13 protein-coding genes and 1 pseudogene are annotated in these 13,881 nt (G+C 53.5%); 11 read left to right on the plus strand and 3 right to left on the minus strand.

Annotation, left to right across the window (positions count from 1 at the left end; translation table 11 throughout):
• Positions 1 to 519 (plus strand): class II aldolase/adducin family protein (locus VAE48_RS09145; protein ID WP_322793020.1); only part of this gene is annotated, 519 nt, incomplete at its 5' end.
• 154 nt (positions 520 to 673) lie between these two features.
• On the opposite strand, the gene VAE48_RS09150 is transcribed toward VAE48_RS09145, so the two are convergent.
• The 3 genes from VAE48_RS09150 to VAE48_RS09160 all read right to left on the minus strand — a co-directional run bounded on the left by VAE48_RS09150 (position 674) and on the right by VAE48_RS09160 (position 3,196).
• On the minus strand, positions 674 to 952 hold the full coding sequence (locus tag VAE48_RS09150; protein ID WP_322793021.1) for a hypothetical protein: 279 nt from the start codon (positions 950 to 952) through the stop codon (positions 674 to 676).
• A gap of 14 nt (positions 953 to 966) precedes the next feature.
• The gene (locus tag VAE48_RS09155; protein WP_322793022.1) at positions 967 to 2,145 is read right to left on the minus strand and encodes a hypothetical protein; all 1,179 of its coding nucleotides are present in this window, start codon (positions 2,143 to 2,145) and stop codon (positions 967 to 969) included.
• A gap of 286 nt (positions 2,146 to 2,431) precedes the next feature.
• A complete protein-coding gene (locus VAE48_RS09160) occupies positions 2,432 to 3,196 on the minus strand; it encodes a serine hydrolase (RefSeq protein WP_322793023.1) in 765 nt (254 codons plus the stop codon).
• A gap of 220 nt (positions 3,197 to 3,416) precedes the next feature.
• Between VAE48_RS09160 and VAE48_RS09165 the strand changes: the two genes are divergently transcribed.
• The 10 genes and pseudogenes from VAE48_RS09165 to VAE48_RS09210 all read left to right on the plus strand — a co-directional run.
• Positions 3,417 to 4,406 carry an ABC transporter ATP-binding protein gene (locus VAE48_RS09165; protein ID WP_322793024.1) on the plus strand — a complete coding sequence of 330 codons (990 nt, stop codon included), beginning with the start codon at positions 3,417 to 3,419 and terminating at the stop codon, positions 4,404 to 4,406.
• On the plus strand, positions 4,403 to 5,383 hold the full coding sequence (locus VAE48_RS09170; RefSeq protein WP_322793025.1) for a dipeptide ABC transporter ATP-binding protein: 981 nt from the start codon (positions 4,403 to 4,405) through the stop codon (positions 5,381 to 5,383). The genes VAE48_RS09165 and VAE48_RS09170 overlap by 4 nt, the downstream gene beginning before the upstream one ends.
• Positions 5,384 to 5,528: 145 nt before the next feature.
• The gene (locus tag VAE48_RS09175; RefSeq protein WP_322793026.1) at positions 5,529 to 7,334 is read left to right on the plus strand and encodes a peptide ABC transporter substrate-binding protein; all 1,806 of its coding nucleotides are present in this window, start codon (positions 5,529 to 5,531) and stop codon (positions 7,332 to 7,334) included.
• A gap of 122 nt (positions 7,335 to 7,456) precedes the next feature.
• Positions 7,457 to 8,452, plus strand: coding sequence for an ABC transporter permease (locus tag VAE48_RS09180; RefSeq protein ID WP_322793027.1), 996 nt, complete (start codon positions 7,457 to 7,459; stop codon positions 8,450 to 8,452).
• A gap of 10 nt (positions 8,453 to 8,462) precedes the next feature.
• Positions 8,463 to 9,461 (plus strand): ABC transporter permease, encoded by a 999-nt coding sequence (locus VAE48_RS09185; protein ID WP_322793028.1) that lies wholly within the window; start codon positions 8,463 to 8,465, stop codon positions 9,459 to 9,461.
• Positions 9,462 to 9,761: 300 nt separating this feature from the next.
• The gene (locus VAE48_RS09190) at positions 9,762 to 10,448 is read left to right on the plus strand and encodes a hypothetical protein (protein ID WP_322793029.1); all 687 of its coding nucleotides are present in this window, start codon (positions 9,762 to 9,764) and stop codon (positions 10,446 to 10,448) included.
• A 44-nt stretch (positions 10,449 to 10,492) separates the two neighbouring features.
• Positions 10,493 to 12,082, plus strand: coding sequence for a J domain-containing protein (locus tag VAE48_RS09195; protein WP_322793030.1), 1,590 nt, complete (start codon positions 10,493 to 10,495; stop codon positions 12,080 to 12,082).
• 178 nt (positions 12,083 to 12,260) lie between these two features.
• Positions 12,261 to 12,956, plus strand: coding sequence for an AzlC family ABC transporter permease (locus tag VAE48_RS09200; protein WP_322793031.1), 696 nt, complete (start codon positions 12,261 to 12,263; stop codon positions 12,954 to 12,956).
• Entirely contained in the window at positions 12,953 to 13,273 is a 321-nt protein-coding gene (locus VAE48_RS09205) for an AzlD domain-containing protein (protein WP_322793032.1), read from the plus strand. The genes VAE48_RS09200 and VAE48_RS09205 overlap by 4 nt, the downstream gene beginning before the upstream one ends.
• Before the next feature lie 64 nt (positions 13,274 to 13,337).
• Positions 13,338 to 13,881 (plus strand): annotated as a pseudogene (locus tag VAE48_RS09210) (hypothetical protein); the annotation flags it as partial.

A 13,881-nucleotide genomic window follows, 5' to 3' on the forward strand; every position in this document is an offset into this window, starting at 1 on the left:
ATCACCCCGAGCGCAATTTTCAAAGGTGACCTGCGACAGGAGATGATGGTGCGCGTAGACCTGAACGGCAACCCGCTGGATGAAACGGATTACAGCGCTTCCAGCGAGCGGCGGGTGCACTGCGCCATTTACCGCGCCCGCCCGGATGTGCAGGCGGTGGTTCACACCCATGCGCCGTACGCCACCTTGCTGGCGCTGACCGGAACTCCCTTCCAGCCGCTTTCCACCGAGTCCGCTTTCATTGGCGAAATTCCGGTGGTGCCGTTCATCATGCCCGGCACGAACGAATTGGGCGATGCGGTGGCCAGGGCGATTGGCAAAAGTGGAATTGCGGTGCTGATGCAGAATCACGGGCTGGTGGTGGCGGGCAGCAGCCTGCGCCGTGCGGCGGATATGACCGAAGTCATCGAAACCACCGCCCATAAATTGATCACCTGCCGCTTGATGGGTGTGCAGCCGGCCGTGCTGCCGGAAGAGGTGGTCAAAACACTGCGTGAAATGGGCAGCATGTTGGCCTGAATCAACCAAACCAATTGGGCAGGGGGACGGAACAGCAGCAACAGCCAAACAAATGAAACCCCAAAAATGAATACCCCTGCAGAGCCGGTGGTTTTCCCCAACCACCGGCTTTTCTTAAGGGGATATCCGGGGTTTGCGGCACGAAAAGCGGCTTTCAGCGGGTAATCAGCGGCAGCATGATGAGATACTCACCGCCCGCGCCGCACCAAAAGCCAAGGCACTCGCTGGCAGCGGCACCGCTTTGGGCGCCGATTACTGCCTGTCCTACCGTCAGGTGAAGGCGGGCACTGGGGGAGGTCATGAAACCTCCGCTGCCGGTCAAAGGTGTGAACCATTCCAGTTTACAGTCGGCTGACTGCATGGCCCGGGCTGGGGCTGCCAGTGGACCAATCAACAGCAAAAGGAGAACAAGCACAATCCAGCGGGTTTTCATGGCAGCTTCTCCCATCAATACAGCGGGTGATGACCCAGCCGGACGCGCACCCCGCCGAGGTCAATGTAATGCGTGGTGTTCGTGACGTCAATAATCAGGGCAACACTGATGAAGCCCTCTTGCGAGTCCAGCCATTCGTAGGCGACTGGTGTAACCGAGTAAAACGTGTAAGTAGTGCTTTTCCGGTCTGTATAATCGTCAACCAGATAAACAGACTGAGGGCCTCCCCCCATATGGGGAGTGATAAGTTGTTTATAAACTTCTGTTTGGGTAATGAAGGTGGCTGAGTTAGAAACATCGTAATAAATGGTGACCTCTTCGATTTTGACCGGTTGGCCATACAAAACCGCCGGCAATTCTATGGCGAACATTACTGTTTTGTAACCGTTTGTACCGTATTGGAGCGAAATATCCCCGCTCGGGTAATAATTGATGATGGCGCCCGGCGTTATGGGTCTGATTTCGCTGGCAGGCACGAACAGGTAGGTATCGGCTTTGGTTTGCAGGCTGCCGTTATTTGAAATGCGCAGTTCATCCTCGCCGCCGTCTCCACCAAAGGCTTTCAGTAATTCTCCGCTGCCCGAATTTTCAATTACCAGACTGGCATCGCTACCGGCGGCTCTGACCCAGGCGGCAATTCCGCTGCCGGTGTTGGTGTTTTCCACCCACAGGGCAACACCGGCCGCTCCGCCGCCGGCAAGGCTTTTTACATCCAGGCCGTGCTGATTGTTGGTGGTATTCGAGATAACCGCCCCCGGTTTGAGGCTCAAGGCATACGGCACAGCGTAGATTCGCAGACGGGGGGTCATTTCACTTCCACCGTCCACCGCAACCCCCAGGTACAACTGGCGTCCATCAAAATACAGCTGGCCGCAGCTGGGATTCATGGAGAACAAACCGTTCTGAAGGGTTACCGTTTGACTGGATGCGCAGAGCGGGCTTCCGCCGGTCGGGGTATCGTAAAACCGGAAGAGCAAATTATGATCCCCATTGAGGGGGTTGCCACTGGCATCGGTCAGCCGTCCTTGAATCGGGATGAACGAGTACATGGCTTCCTGAATGGTGCTGTCTTCGCTTTCCAAGGGTTCAGCCGGCGGAGGTTCATCTCCCTGAGCCTGTCCAAATTGAATACCGGCAGAAAGAAGGAAAGCTGCCGCCAGCAAGATCGTAATGAGACGCAAAATCTTTTTCATTGAACACCTCCCCAGATCAAATGTTGATCGCACCGAAACGACAGACCGCCAGCAGTCAACGTTGACCACTGGCGGTGAAAGCCTGCGCGTCTGAAATGTCGCGGTGCGTTGCCAGTCAGCCAGTCAACAAACCCCTCCGTTTGTCTAGACCTGGCTTAAATTGATTATAAAAACTCAACGGGGCAATTTCAATCAAAACCCCGGATTTTCTAAAGAACTTATGATAATGTGTACCAGAAAAAGTGCGCCAAAAAACCGATTTTACGGATTCCAAAAAAACAGCAAGTCAATTTTCCAGCAGCAGTTGACCGGCTTTGCCAAAGATGGGATAAAGGACGGTTTCATCCGTGGCGCCGCTGGTGAGCAGAAAGATGCGGCAGGTGCGGGTGTAACCCCAATCGTGCAGTACACCGGGGATTGAACCGGTCTTGTGATAAAAATCCACCTCGTCGCGCGGCAGGTCGCGTTTGAGCAGCAGGTCATCCTGATTGACCAGCAGCATTGGTTCAACCCATCCCTTTTCAGCAGCATTCAGGTTCTCGAACAGGTCAAAGTAACGGATACAGTCGTCTGCGCTGATCCAGTTATCCAGCCCTTTTTTGCGCGCCTCGAAATCCATCAATTTGCGCTGCAGCTGGGTGCCGGTCAACCCCATTTCCTGGCGGAAGAGATGGTTGAGCCGCTCCAGGCCGATGCGGCGGATGATCAGGTTGGTGCACAGATTATCGGAAAGCGCCATCATCATCAGCAGAACGTCATGATAGGGCAGATGGCGCGCCTGCAGCAGCCAGGAAAAGCCCGCCCCGTGCACTTCCGGCTCATCGTCCAAATGGCAGATTTCGCGCTGGCTGACTTCTCCCTGCCGTTCCAGCAGCACCCATGCCAGCAGAATGGGGATTTTGATGATCGAAGCAGCCGGAAAACGCTGAGCGTTGCCCGCCTGAAGGGGGGCAGAAGCATTGCGTTGGAAATAAAACGCAAATTGGATATTAAGGGTATTGATTTCTGCTAAAAAAGGAGTATGATACATACTGTAATTATATCGTTGCATCCTTTATTTTCTGGAATTCTATTGGGAGCATCCAAAAAGGAATGACATATTCCCTGAAAAAATGGGAAATTTTTCACCCCTGCTGGCCTGTGTTGGCGCAGGGGTTAAATTGACAGCCCCCCGCTTAAGGTGTAGAATGCAATTTGTGCTTAAACACATTGGCTATTATTATCCCCATTTTTCTGTAAACTGAATCACCGCCCAATCCAGAGGTCAATGCATGCCCGAAATTCTTCAAGTGCAAGGTCTGGAAACGCAATTTCGTACCCGTGAAGGGACGATCCACGCTGTAAACGGAGTTTCTTTTTCGCTGAAAGAAGGTGAAACGCTGGGAATCGTGGGGGAAAGCGGCTGTGGCAAAAGTGTTACGGTCATGTCCATGCTGCGCCTGATTCCTTCTCCGCCCGGCAAAGTTGTTGCGGGTAAAGCCCTGTTCCAGGGACGAGATCTGCTGACCATGTCGGATGAGGAAATCCGCCACATCCGCGGGGCGCAGATCAGCATGGTCTTTCAAGACCCGATGACTTCCTTCAACCCGGTGCTGACTATCGGCCGGCAGGTGTCCGAGCCGCTGGAAGTGCATATGGGGATGAATCACAAAGAGGCTGAAGACCGCGTGGCGGAAATGCTGGCAAAAGTCGGCATTCCCAACCCCAAAGACCGCCTGAACAATTACCCCCACCAATTTTCGGGCGGGATGCGCCAGCGGGTGATGATTGCCATGGCGCTGGTGTGCAACCCGCAGATCTTAATCGCCGATGAGCCTACCACTGCGCTGGATGTGACCATTCAGGCGCAGATTGTGGAACTGGTCAAACGCCTGCGCGATGAACTGGGCATGGCCATCATCTGGATCACCCATGATCTGGGGGTGATTGCCGGTCTGGCTGATCGCATGGCGGTCATGTACGGCGGATTTATCATCGAAACCGCGCCGGTACGCGATCTTTACGCTCACCCTACCCATCCCTATACGATTGGTTTGCTGGGCAGCCTGCCGCGTATGGATGAAGCCGGCAGCCGCCGGCTGGTTTCGATTGACGGTCTGCCGCCGGTCTTGCTGGAAAAACCCAATTACTGCCCGTTTGCACCGCGCTGCAAGTTTGCTGTCGAGCGCTGCTGGCATGAAAATCCCCCCTTGATGCAGGTTTCCCCCGATCACTACACTGCCTGCTGGGTGGATACCGAAACCGGGAGGGAGCGTTTATGACGAGCAGCGAAGTTTTGTTACAGGTTCGTGATCTGGTCAAGTACTTCCCCATCATGCGCGGTACCCTGATACAACGCCAGGTGGGGGCGGTCAAAGCGGTGGATGGTATTTCTTTTGACGTCTTTCGCGGAGAAACGCTGGGGCTGGTAGGCGAATCGGGCTGCGGTAAGTCCACTGCCGGGCGAAGCATTTTGCAGCTATACCGCCCGACCTCCGGCAGTGTGCTCTTCGAAGGGGTGGATCTGGTTAAGCTCAAGGGCGAAGACCTGCGTAAAATGCGCCGCCGTATGCAGATGATTTTTCAGGACCCGTATGCCAGCCTCAACCCGCGCATGACGGTTGGGCAGATCATCAGCGAGCCGCTCATCATTCACGGCGTTTCCAACGGTAAAGAGGCGCAGGAACGCGCCGAAGAACTGCTGCGCCTGGTGGGGCTGAACCCGGCTTATACCAACCGTTACCCGCACGAATTTTCCGGCGGGCAGCGCCAGCGGGTGGGTGTGGCGCGCGCCCTGGCGCTGGAACCGGCCTTCATCGTTTGCGATGAGCCGATTTCCGCACTGGATGTATCGGTTCAGGCGCAGGTGGTTAACCTGCTGGAAGATTTGCAATCGCAAATGGGTTTAACCTATCTCTTCATTGCCCATGATCTTTCGATGGTGCGGCATATCAGCAACCGCATTGCGGTGATGTATCTGGGTGTGATCGTCGAACTGGCCGATCGCCATGAACTGTACAATCATCCGCTGCACCCCTATACGCAGGCGCTGCTTTCGGCGGTGCCGATTCCCGACCCGGTGATTGAGGCGCGTCGGCAGCGCATTATTCTCAAAGGGGATGTTCCCTCGCCGATCAACCCGCCTTCTGGCTGCCGCTTTCGAACCCGCTGCCCGCTGGCGGACACGATCTGCGCTGAGCAGCGCCCCGAATTTCGTGAGGTGCAGTCAGGCCATTGGGTTGCCTGTCACATGGTCTAATCGTAACGGTTTCGTTGAGGATCACTTAACCCTTGAAAGGAGGTGATGGCTGGAAGGAAGGAGCAAAACCCTTTTTGCTGAAGAAACCGATGAGGTTTCAAAGCCTGTATCCACTTAATCCAAATTTCTCTAGGAGGAGAAAGATATGCGTTCCAAATTGCTTGTTTTTGTGTCTGTGCTGATTCTGGCGAGTATGGTGCTTTCCGCCTGCCAGCCGGCCGCCGCAACCCCCGAAACCATTATCCAGACGGTTGTCGTCGAAGGTGAGGTTAAGGAAGTGGTGGTGACCGCAACCCCGGCTGCCCAGCAGCCCGAAACCAAACCGGCCGTGCTGCGTGTCAACCTTGGCTCGTGGCCCGACATCATTGACCCGCAGAAGTCATCCTTCGTCAATGAAATTGCTCACCTCAAACTGATCTACGAAGGTCTGACCAAGCTGGATGGTCAGCTGAACACTGTCCCCGGCGCTGCGGAGAAATGGGAATACAACGAAGATGCCACCGAACTGACCTTCACCCTGCGCAAGGGCTTGAAGTACAGTGACGGCACCCTCCTCAATGCCAAGCGTTTTGAGTATTCCATTCTGCGCAACATTGACCCGGCGACCGCTGGCGAATACGCCGCCATTACCGACAACATTGCTGGTGCAGTGGCCTGGCGCGAAGCCGATGTGGCCAACCTGAGCGAGGAAGAACTGCAGGCGCTCAAGGACGGCGTTGAAGTCAAGGCGCTCGACCTGAACGGCAACCCCTGCACCGACTACGAACAGGAAGACTGCCTGATTCTCAAAGTCGGTCTGGATGGCGACCCGGCCACCCCCGAACGTGAACCGGCGCCCTTCATGCACACCGTGCTCTCCCTGTGGGTGACCTACCCCGCCAAGGAAGAACTGATTGCGGAAGGCGGCGATATCTGGTGGACTTCCTCGAAGTACCACATCGGCAACGGCCCCTTCATCGTCAAATCCCTGGAACCCTTCGTGCGCGGTTACTTCGTCCCGAACCCCAATTACTGGGCCGGCGTTCCGACCTATGACATCGAATTCTCCTACATTACCGACAGCGCTGTGGCGTTTGAAGCCTACAAGAACAACGAATTCGATATCGTCCCGCTGGCTGCCGAAGACCTGGCAGTTGTTCAGCAGGATCCGGTGCTGAGCAAGGAAGCCCAGATCTACCCCGGCTCCTGCACCTTTGCCTTCTACATGAATCAGGACAAACCACCCTTTGACGAGAAACCGGTGCGCGAAGCGTTTGCTTACGGCACCAACCGTGAGGCGTGGGTGACCGACATTCTGCAAGGGCTGGGTTCACCAACCCTGACCTGGATCCCCAAGGGCTTCCCCGGCTATGACCCGAACGAAACCCGCTATGGCTTCGATCTGGAAAAGGCCAAAGAGGCGATTGCCCGTTCCAGCTATGGCTCCTTCGAAAACCTGCCGCCCATCAAGTTGACCTTCGCCGGCACCGCCCGCAACCGCACCCGCTTCGAGTGGCTGGCTGCGCAGTGGAGCCAGAATCTGGGCGTCAAGGTTGAACTGGACCCGGTTGAACCGACCGCTTACACCGCCCTGACCAAGAACCGCGAAACCCTGCCGCAGGTCTTCTACCTCGGCTGGTGCGCCGACTATCCCGATCCGCAGAACTGGCTGAGCGTGTACTGGATGTCCACTTCCGAGTTTGCCCGCCGCTATGGCTTCTCCAATCCGGAAATGGATGCCCTGATGAAGAAGGGTGACACCACCCTCGATCCGCAAGAGCGCCTTACCTACTACGATCAGGCGCAGAAACTGCTGGTGGATACGGCTGCGGTCATCTTCATGGTCAACAACGTCAACTCCTATCTGGTGAAACCGTGGGTGAAAGGCATCGTCTTTACCCCGCAGGATGCCGGATGGCCGGGTGATGTGGACCCGCTCTCCATCACCATTGATACCTCGATGATCCCGTAAGGGAAAACCGCACTCGAAATGAGTCGTCTGACTGGCTGGTTCTGTCCAGGCGGGCAGAACCAGCCAGCCCCCTGCCCGTTCAGACGGCAGGTTGTAATTCTCGAAATGAGGGAAGACCGTAGATGGGAAAATATCTCATTCGGCGATTGTTCTGGCTGATACCGGTGATTATCGTAGTTTCCGGGATAACCTTTATCCTGATGCACAGCGCACCCGGCGGCCCGTGGGACCGCGACACCACCGCCCGTCAGGTGGATCAAAATACCCAGCGCATTCTCAACGAATATTACGGGCTGGATAAACCGCTCTGGCGGCAGTATGTGGCGTATGTCATCGGGGATTTCAACAAACAGGGTAAGTTTGTCTGCGGGCTGGTTTGCGGTAATTTGGGACCATCTTACCGCATGCGCGGACTGACGATTCAGCAAATTTTATTCAAGCCACCGGAAGACAAGAACTTTATGTACAGCCGCTTTGGTTATTCCATGCGGCTGGGGGTGTTTGCGCTGTTGTTTGCGGTGGTTATCGGCGTACCGGCCGGTGTGATTGCCGCGCTCAAACAAAACACCATCATTGATTACATCAGTCTATTCATTGTGACCATTGGTATTTCGGTGCCAAACTTTGTCATGGCACTGTTCCTGATCATTCTGTTTGCCTCCACCTTGAAGTGGGTCAATGTTGTACCGCGCAGCTGGGATGAATTCGGCGTGTGGGTTTTGCCGACCGTCATTCTCGGCTTTGGCACCATGGCGCGCACGGCGCGCCTGATGCGCGGTTCGATGCTGGAAGTGATGCGCATGGATTACATCCGCACGGCGCGTTCCAAAGGGCTGGCGGAGCGGGTGGTTGTGCTGCGCCACATGATCAAAAATTCGCTCATTCCCGTTGTCACCATTTTGGGCCCGGCGCTGGCAGCATTGGTGACCGGTTCTTTCATTATTGAAACCATGTTTGGCTTTCCCGGTATGGGGCGGGCTTATGTGACGGCAATCGGTCAGCGCGATTATTCGATGATTATGGGTACCACTCTGATTTATGCCATACTGATTGCGCTGGCAAACTTGAGCGTGGATGTGGTATACAGTTTCCTCGATCCGCGCATCCGGTTGGAGTGAGAGGTCAACCATGGCAACTCAACCTTCTGTAAATCCAACACCTTCTCAAATTGCCGACCTGACGATGATGACGGTCAAGCCGCGCAGTCTGTGGATGGATGCCTGGTATCGCCTGATTCGCAATAAAGCGGCGGTGGCCGGTATGGTGGTGATTGCCTTCTTCTTGATTGTAGCCATCTTTGCCAACCAGCTCGCGCCGCATAATCCGCTGCAGACCAATGCCGGCAAAAGTTTTCTACCCCCCGCCTGGATGGAAATCGGCCCGAACGGCAGACCTTCCGACCCGGCTTTCTTCTTCGGCACCGACAATTTGGGGCGGGATGTGCTCAGCCGTACCATCTACGGCGCGCGGGTTTCCATGGTGGTCGGCTTTCTGCCCACCATCGTGATCATCCTGCTTGGCTCGGTCATCGGTCTGCTGGCGGGCTATAAAGGCGGGCAATTCGATAACATCCTGATGCGCTTCACCGACGTCATTTACGCCTTTCCGGATCTGCTGTTTTTCATCATCGTCATGGTCACTTTGCGGGAGACGTTCATCGGCAAGCTGTTGAATGGTTTATTCCTGCTGTTCATGGCGCTGGCGATTGTCAACTGGGTGGGCTTTGCGCGTGTGGTGCGCGGGCAGGTGCTTTCGTTGAAAGAAAAGGAATTTATTGAAGCCGCCCGCTGCATTGGTGCCTCGGATGCGCGCATCATGTTCCGCCACTTGCTGCCCAACAGCCTTGGGCCGATTATCATCCTTTCTGCCCTGACCATTCCGGGGATGATCATCACCGAGGCGATTCTGGGCTACCTTGGGCTGGGCTTGACGCCTTCCACCAACCCGAATGATGTTTTCATCACTTCGTGGGGCGCGCTGATGCTGGACGGGCAGGTAGCCATCAACGCTCAACCGTGGCTGATTTTGCCGCCGGCGATCTGCGTTTCGCTGGTGGTGCTGGCGTTCACCTTCCTCGGTGATGGCCTGCGCGATGCGCTCGACCCGCGCCTGCAAGGCACTCAGTAACAAGAGCGGATAACCCTGTTCAATCCCTCCCTTTTTTAACGTGGGCTCGGGATCAGAACAAACCGCAGTGAGCAGCAAAATAGACCCCCTTCCACCTCCCCCAATATCGCTTGTGCGATATTGGGGGAGGCGCAGGAGGGGGCAAAATTCTGAAATCGGATGCAAAAAGGATTTATCCCGCACTGACGTTTTTTAGGTGAGGGATTATTTTTTTAATTCTGGTCTGAAAATTGCAAAGCGGTTGTAAAGCCGGATATACCGGCGCGCATTATACTAAAAACAAACCGGGAGGTGACTTTTTTGCGCAAACGCCGCCTGCAGCCGTATGCCTTTTCCCGCCTGCTGACCGTGCTGGTCTGCCTGACAGCCGTGTTTGTGCTGGCGTTGATGCTGCTCAGCCCGGCGCGGGTTACCGTGCAGGGGGCGGTTTTGTTCCCGGTTTCACTTCATTCGGTTCGCTCTGCCGATTACAGCGCGGATGAAATTGCCTATTCTCTGCCGGCAGTGGGAACAGCAATCATTGGTGATGCCCTGCGGGATGCCGCTCCTGATGCGCCGGACGCAGAAAAGGTTTACCGCGATCTGGAATCGCCGGTGCCCACAGCCACGCTTCCGCCGGGGGTGACCCTGCCGTCCACCCGTCCTGCACCGACGGCAACCGCTCCGCTGCCAACCGCTGCCGCCGAACAGCCCACCGAAAATCCTGCGCCGAGCGCAACCCCCACCGAAACGATTCTGCCAACTCTGCCGGGCATTCAGCCGGTTACCCGCACACCCACCCGCCCAATGCCGCCCACTCAGCCGCCGCGTGAGGAAAGTCCCACCGCTCAACCACCAACGGCAACTGCGCTGCCGACCGATACCCCGTTGCCGCCTACCGCCACACCCATACCGCCTACGGTGACTCCACTGCCGCCCACCGCTACCCGCACCCAACCCGGCTACCCGCCCCCGCCGATCACTCCCACCCGCCCGGCATATCCGTAGTTATATAGTTGAAAAAGGATTGAATGAAAAGATAGGAGGTCACGGTGAGAAATTATTATCAAATAATAGGGGTATCGCCTTCGGCTTCCATTGAAGAGATCAAAGAAAGATATCGTTTTTTAGTCAAAGCATACCATCCAGATCGATTCACAACCGAAAAAGAAAAAACCCAAGCTTCTAAGGAAATGCAACTAATCAATGAAGCATACTCTGTATTATCTGACCCTGAAAAACGAATTATATACGATAAAAAAATTGGTGTTTCACGAGACGAAAATTTTGAACACGGTCAAGAAGATGCTTCGGAGAAGTTGGATGAAAGGTCAAAGTATGTTGTCTCGTTGATTAACAAATGGGATATCTTTAATCTAAACCTACCCTACAATCCAAAGAGAGTCCAACTAATTCAAGATTTGCGTCTTTCTCTCTCTGATTTAAGTCATTTATTGGAAACAATATTTCCAACCAGTTCAAATATGATTGGGGAAAAGCAGGGAAACAAATCAATTGCATTTATCGTGGCTGCAAGTTTTGCTCTTGGTGCTGAAAGTAGTAAAAATGGGCTTGAAAAAGGTTTTCGACAACATGATCTTGAGGTCCATCTTGCTATGGTGGGTCTGGCCAATTGGTTTTCTCTGATAGAGAAAGCATCTGACAACCTAACTCTTGAAAATAAAGCAAGAAGGACAATGGAGATTGCTTATTTGCTGATAAAAACATGTGTTTCTGATGGTTATAGGTGGGTTTTAGAAGAAAATCCGAAAAATGTTTATGAACAAGATAATAGGAGTAACAACCGAAATTATTGCCATTCATGTTACAGATTTACTAAAGTGATTCACACTTCTTTTAGAAAAAATATTGGAATGCTCATCGCTCGCTCTTATCAAAAAGTAGAGGGAAACTTATGCAATGAATGTATTGAACGTTTTTTTTGGTCATTCACCATGAAAACCGTCCTGTTTGGTTGGTGGGGAATAATATCCATGATTGTTTCACCTTTTATTATCTTTCTGAATGTCATAAATTACGTGAATTCAATTTTTTCACTTGGATACAAACGAACTCTGATATCAATAAAGTGGGGGTGGAAAACTGTTGCTGTGGTTTTATTTTTTGTTCTAATTGTTGGGTTTTTCCCATCTATAACAAATGGAAATTATTATAAGGTGTCATCTTATTCCCAAACAAATCCAACACAAACCACAAAACCATCCTCCCCGACTCAACCCTCTCTGAAGGAGAAGCCTAATCCAACCTATACTCCACTACTAATAAGGCCTACTATAACTTTGAGACCAATTTCGACGTCAACCTTATATTCAATCAATACTAGACCATTTGGAGTTCCGGAGAATTGTAAAAAATGGTCTGAAGTAACAACCAGTTTAGAGGGAAGAAGGACATGTGTGTATGGTCAGATACAGAGTGTCTACTGGGGAGATGACGGTCGCTTTTTCATTCGCTTTAGTAAAAATAATAATGATGCTTTCCGTTTTGTTGTCGTATATGGTTATTATGAAGTTAAAGCTAACGAATGTGTCTATGCAACCGGCGTTGTAAAAAAATATGGGAAAATGCCATATATCGAACTGGGTGATAGAGATATTTTGTATGTCTATGAGTGTAATTGAGGATGTTTTACACAAGTTACATCCACGATCAAAATTGTGTAATAAACCCGATTTTTTCTAGTGGTGTTCCAGATATACCTTTTTCAATACCTTCAAATGAAAAGTTATAGAAAAATTTAGCGTTTGTTAGTACAATTCGCAAGTTGTATTTTAATTAAGCAATGCTATTTGGTGATTATTGAAACGTCGTTTTTTGTATCATAACAATCTCCCAATATACAAGGGTATTATCGAAACAATCCCTCTGCTCATCGGTATTGCACCGTTCGGTATGATTTATGGCGTGCTGGCGGTTAAAGCCGGTTTCCCGGCAGCGGCGGCTCAGGCCATGTCGGCAATTCTTTTTGCCGGCTCTTCTCAGTTTATGATTGTGAATCTCGTCGCAGCTGGTTCGCCGTGGCTGGTTGTAGTTTTAACCGCTGTGGTGGTCAACCTGCGCCATGCCCTGTACAGTGCCTCGCTGGCGCCGTTCCTTAAACACCTGCCGGCAGGCTGGAAGGCTGTGCTGGCGTATGTGCTGGTGGATGAAGCCTATGCTGTGGGTATCCATCACTATGAGAGGGAGGGGTCGGCAGGTCATCAGCACTGGTTTCTGCTGGGGTCGGGGCTGGCGGTTTGGGTGTGCTGGCAGGCCAGTACCGCGTTGGGTATTTTTCTGGGGGCGCAAATTCCCGCGGCGTGGTCGCTGGATTTTACGCTGGCCCTGACCTTTATCGCGATTGTGGTGCCCGGCCTTAAGAATCGGCCGTTACTGCTTTCGGCTGTGACAGCGGCAGTGACGACGGTGGTGGCTCATCCTTTACCCTATAAACTGGGATTGATTCTGGCGGCGCTGGCCGGGATTGCCGCCGGGTTGTGGAGTGAGCGGCAATGACCGACTTCTGGCTGATCATTCTCCTGGCGGGCGGGTTGACCTATGCGATCCGATTGTCGTTCATTGCCCTGCATGGCCGCTGGCAAGCCCCCCAATGGTTTGTGCGGGCTTTGCGCTATGTGCCGGTGGCAGTCCTCAGTGCCATCATCCTGCCTGAGTTGCTGGTCGTGGATGGACAGGTTTTGCTCTCTCCGATCAACCCGCGCCTGCTGGCGGGGACTGCGGCAATTTTGATTGCCTGGCGCAGCCGGAATGTCTTTTTGACCATTGCAGGGGGGATGCTCTTCCTCTATCTTTTCCAGTTTTTGCTGGGTTGAACTGCCTGCAAGGTTAGAAAATAGAATAAACTTATAAGGATGAGCACTGTTTTAGAGATGAGGTATGCCGGCTGACTGGTGGATGGTTTCTGCTGAACAGGTGGGCTGGTCGGCGTTGAGCGCCGGGCTGATCTTGCTACTGCCCGGTGCGGGAGTACTGATCTGGCTGGCGCGCCGCCCGATGGACTGGCTGGAATGGCTGGCGGAGGCGGTGGGTTTGTCGCTTTCATTGACAGCGCTACTTGGCCTGGCAGGGTTTCTGGCGCACATTCGCTTCACGCCGGCCCTCATTTTCGGGTTGCTGGCCATCAGTCTGCTTTCGCTGACCGTCGGGGGGTTGCTGCGCCTGCCGCTCAAAAGGCAGCCATCCGGCTGGCGGCATTGGCTGGGGCTGGCTGCCGGGCTGGCAGGGCTGGCCGCAGCGCTCTACTGGCGCTGGTTTCAGGCGCGGGAACTGCATGTACCGGCCTGGGTGGATTCCCTGCACCATACGCTGATTGTGCAAAAAATTCTGGAAAGCGGCGGCGTGCCGGCCAGCCTTGCACCGCAGGTCAACGCAGACCTTGCCTACCATTTTGGCTTCCATCTCGTTACGGCGTGGTTTGTCT

The organism is Bellilinea sp. (assembly GCF_034432615.1).
Taxonomy (GTDB): Bacteria; Chloroflexota; Anaerolineae; order Anaerolineales; family Anaerolineaceae; genus Bellilinea.

Coding starts and splice junctions, on each gene's coding strand:
- VAE48_RS09160 (WP_322793023.1), bottom strand. CDS start 3,196: ATGCAACGATATAATTACAGTATGTATCATACTCCTTTTTTAGCAGAA.
- VAE48_RS09185 (WP_322793028.1), top strand. CDS start 8,463: ATGGCAACTCAACCTTCTGTAAATCCAACACCTTCTCAAATTGCCGAC.
- VAE48_RS09150 (WP_322793021.1), bottom strand. CDS start 952: ATGAAAACCCGCTGGATTGTGCTTGTTCTCCTTTTGCTGTTGATTGGT.
- VAE48_RS09205 (WP_322793032.1), top strand. CDS start 12,953: ATGACCGACTTCTGGCTGATCATTCTCCTGGCGGGCGGGTTGACCTAT.
- VAE48_RS09165 (WP_322793024.1), top strand. CDS start 3,417: ATGCCCGAAATTCTTCAAGTGCAAGGTCTGGAAACGCAATTTCGTACC.
- VAE48_RS09155 (WP_322793022.1), bottom strand. CDS start 2,145: ATGAAAAAGATTTTGCGTCTCATTACGATCTTGCTGGCGGCAGCTTTC.
- VAE48_RS09180 (WP_322793027.1), top strand. CDS start 7,457: ATGGGAAAATATCTCATTCGGCGATTGTTCTGGCTGATACCGGTGATT.
- VAE48_RS09175 (WP_322793026.1), top strand. CDS start 5,529: ATGCGTTCCAAATTGCTTGTTTTTGTGTCTGTGCTGATTCTGGCGAGT.
- VAE48_RS09170 (WP_322793025.1), top strand. CDS start 4,403: ATGACGAGCAGCGAAGTTTTGTTACAGGTTCGTGATCTGGTCAAGTAC.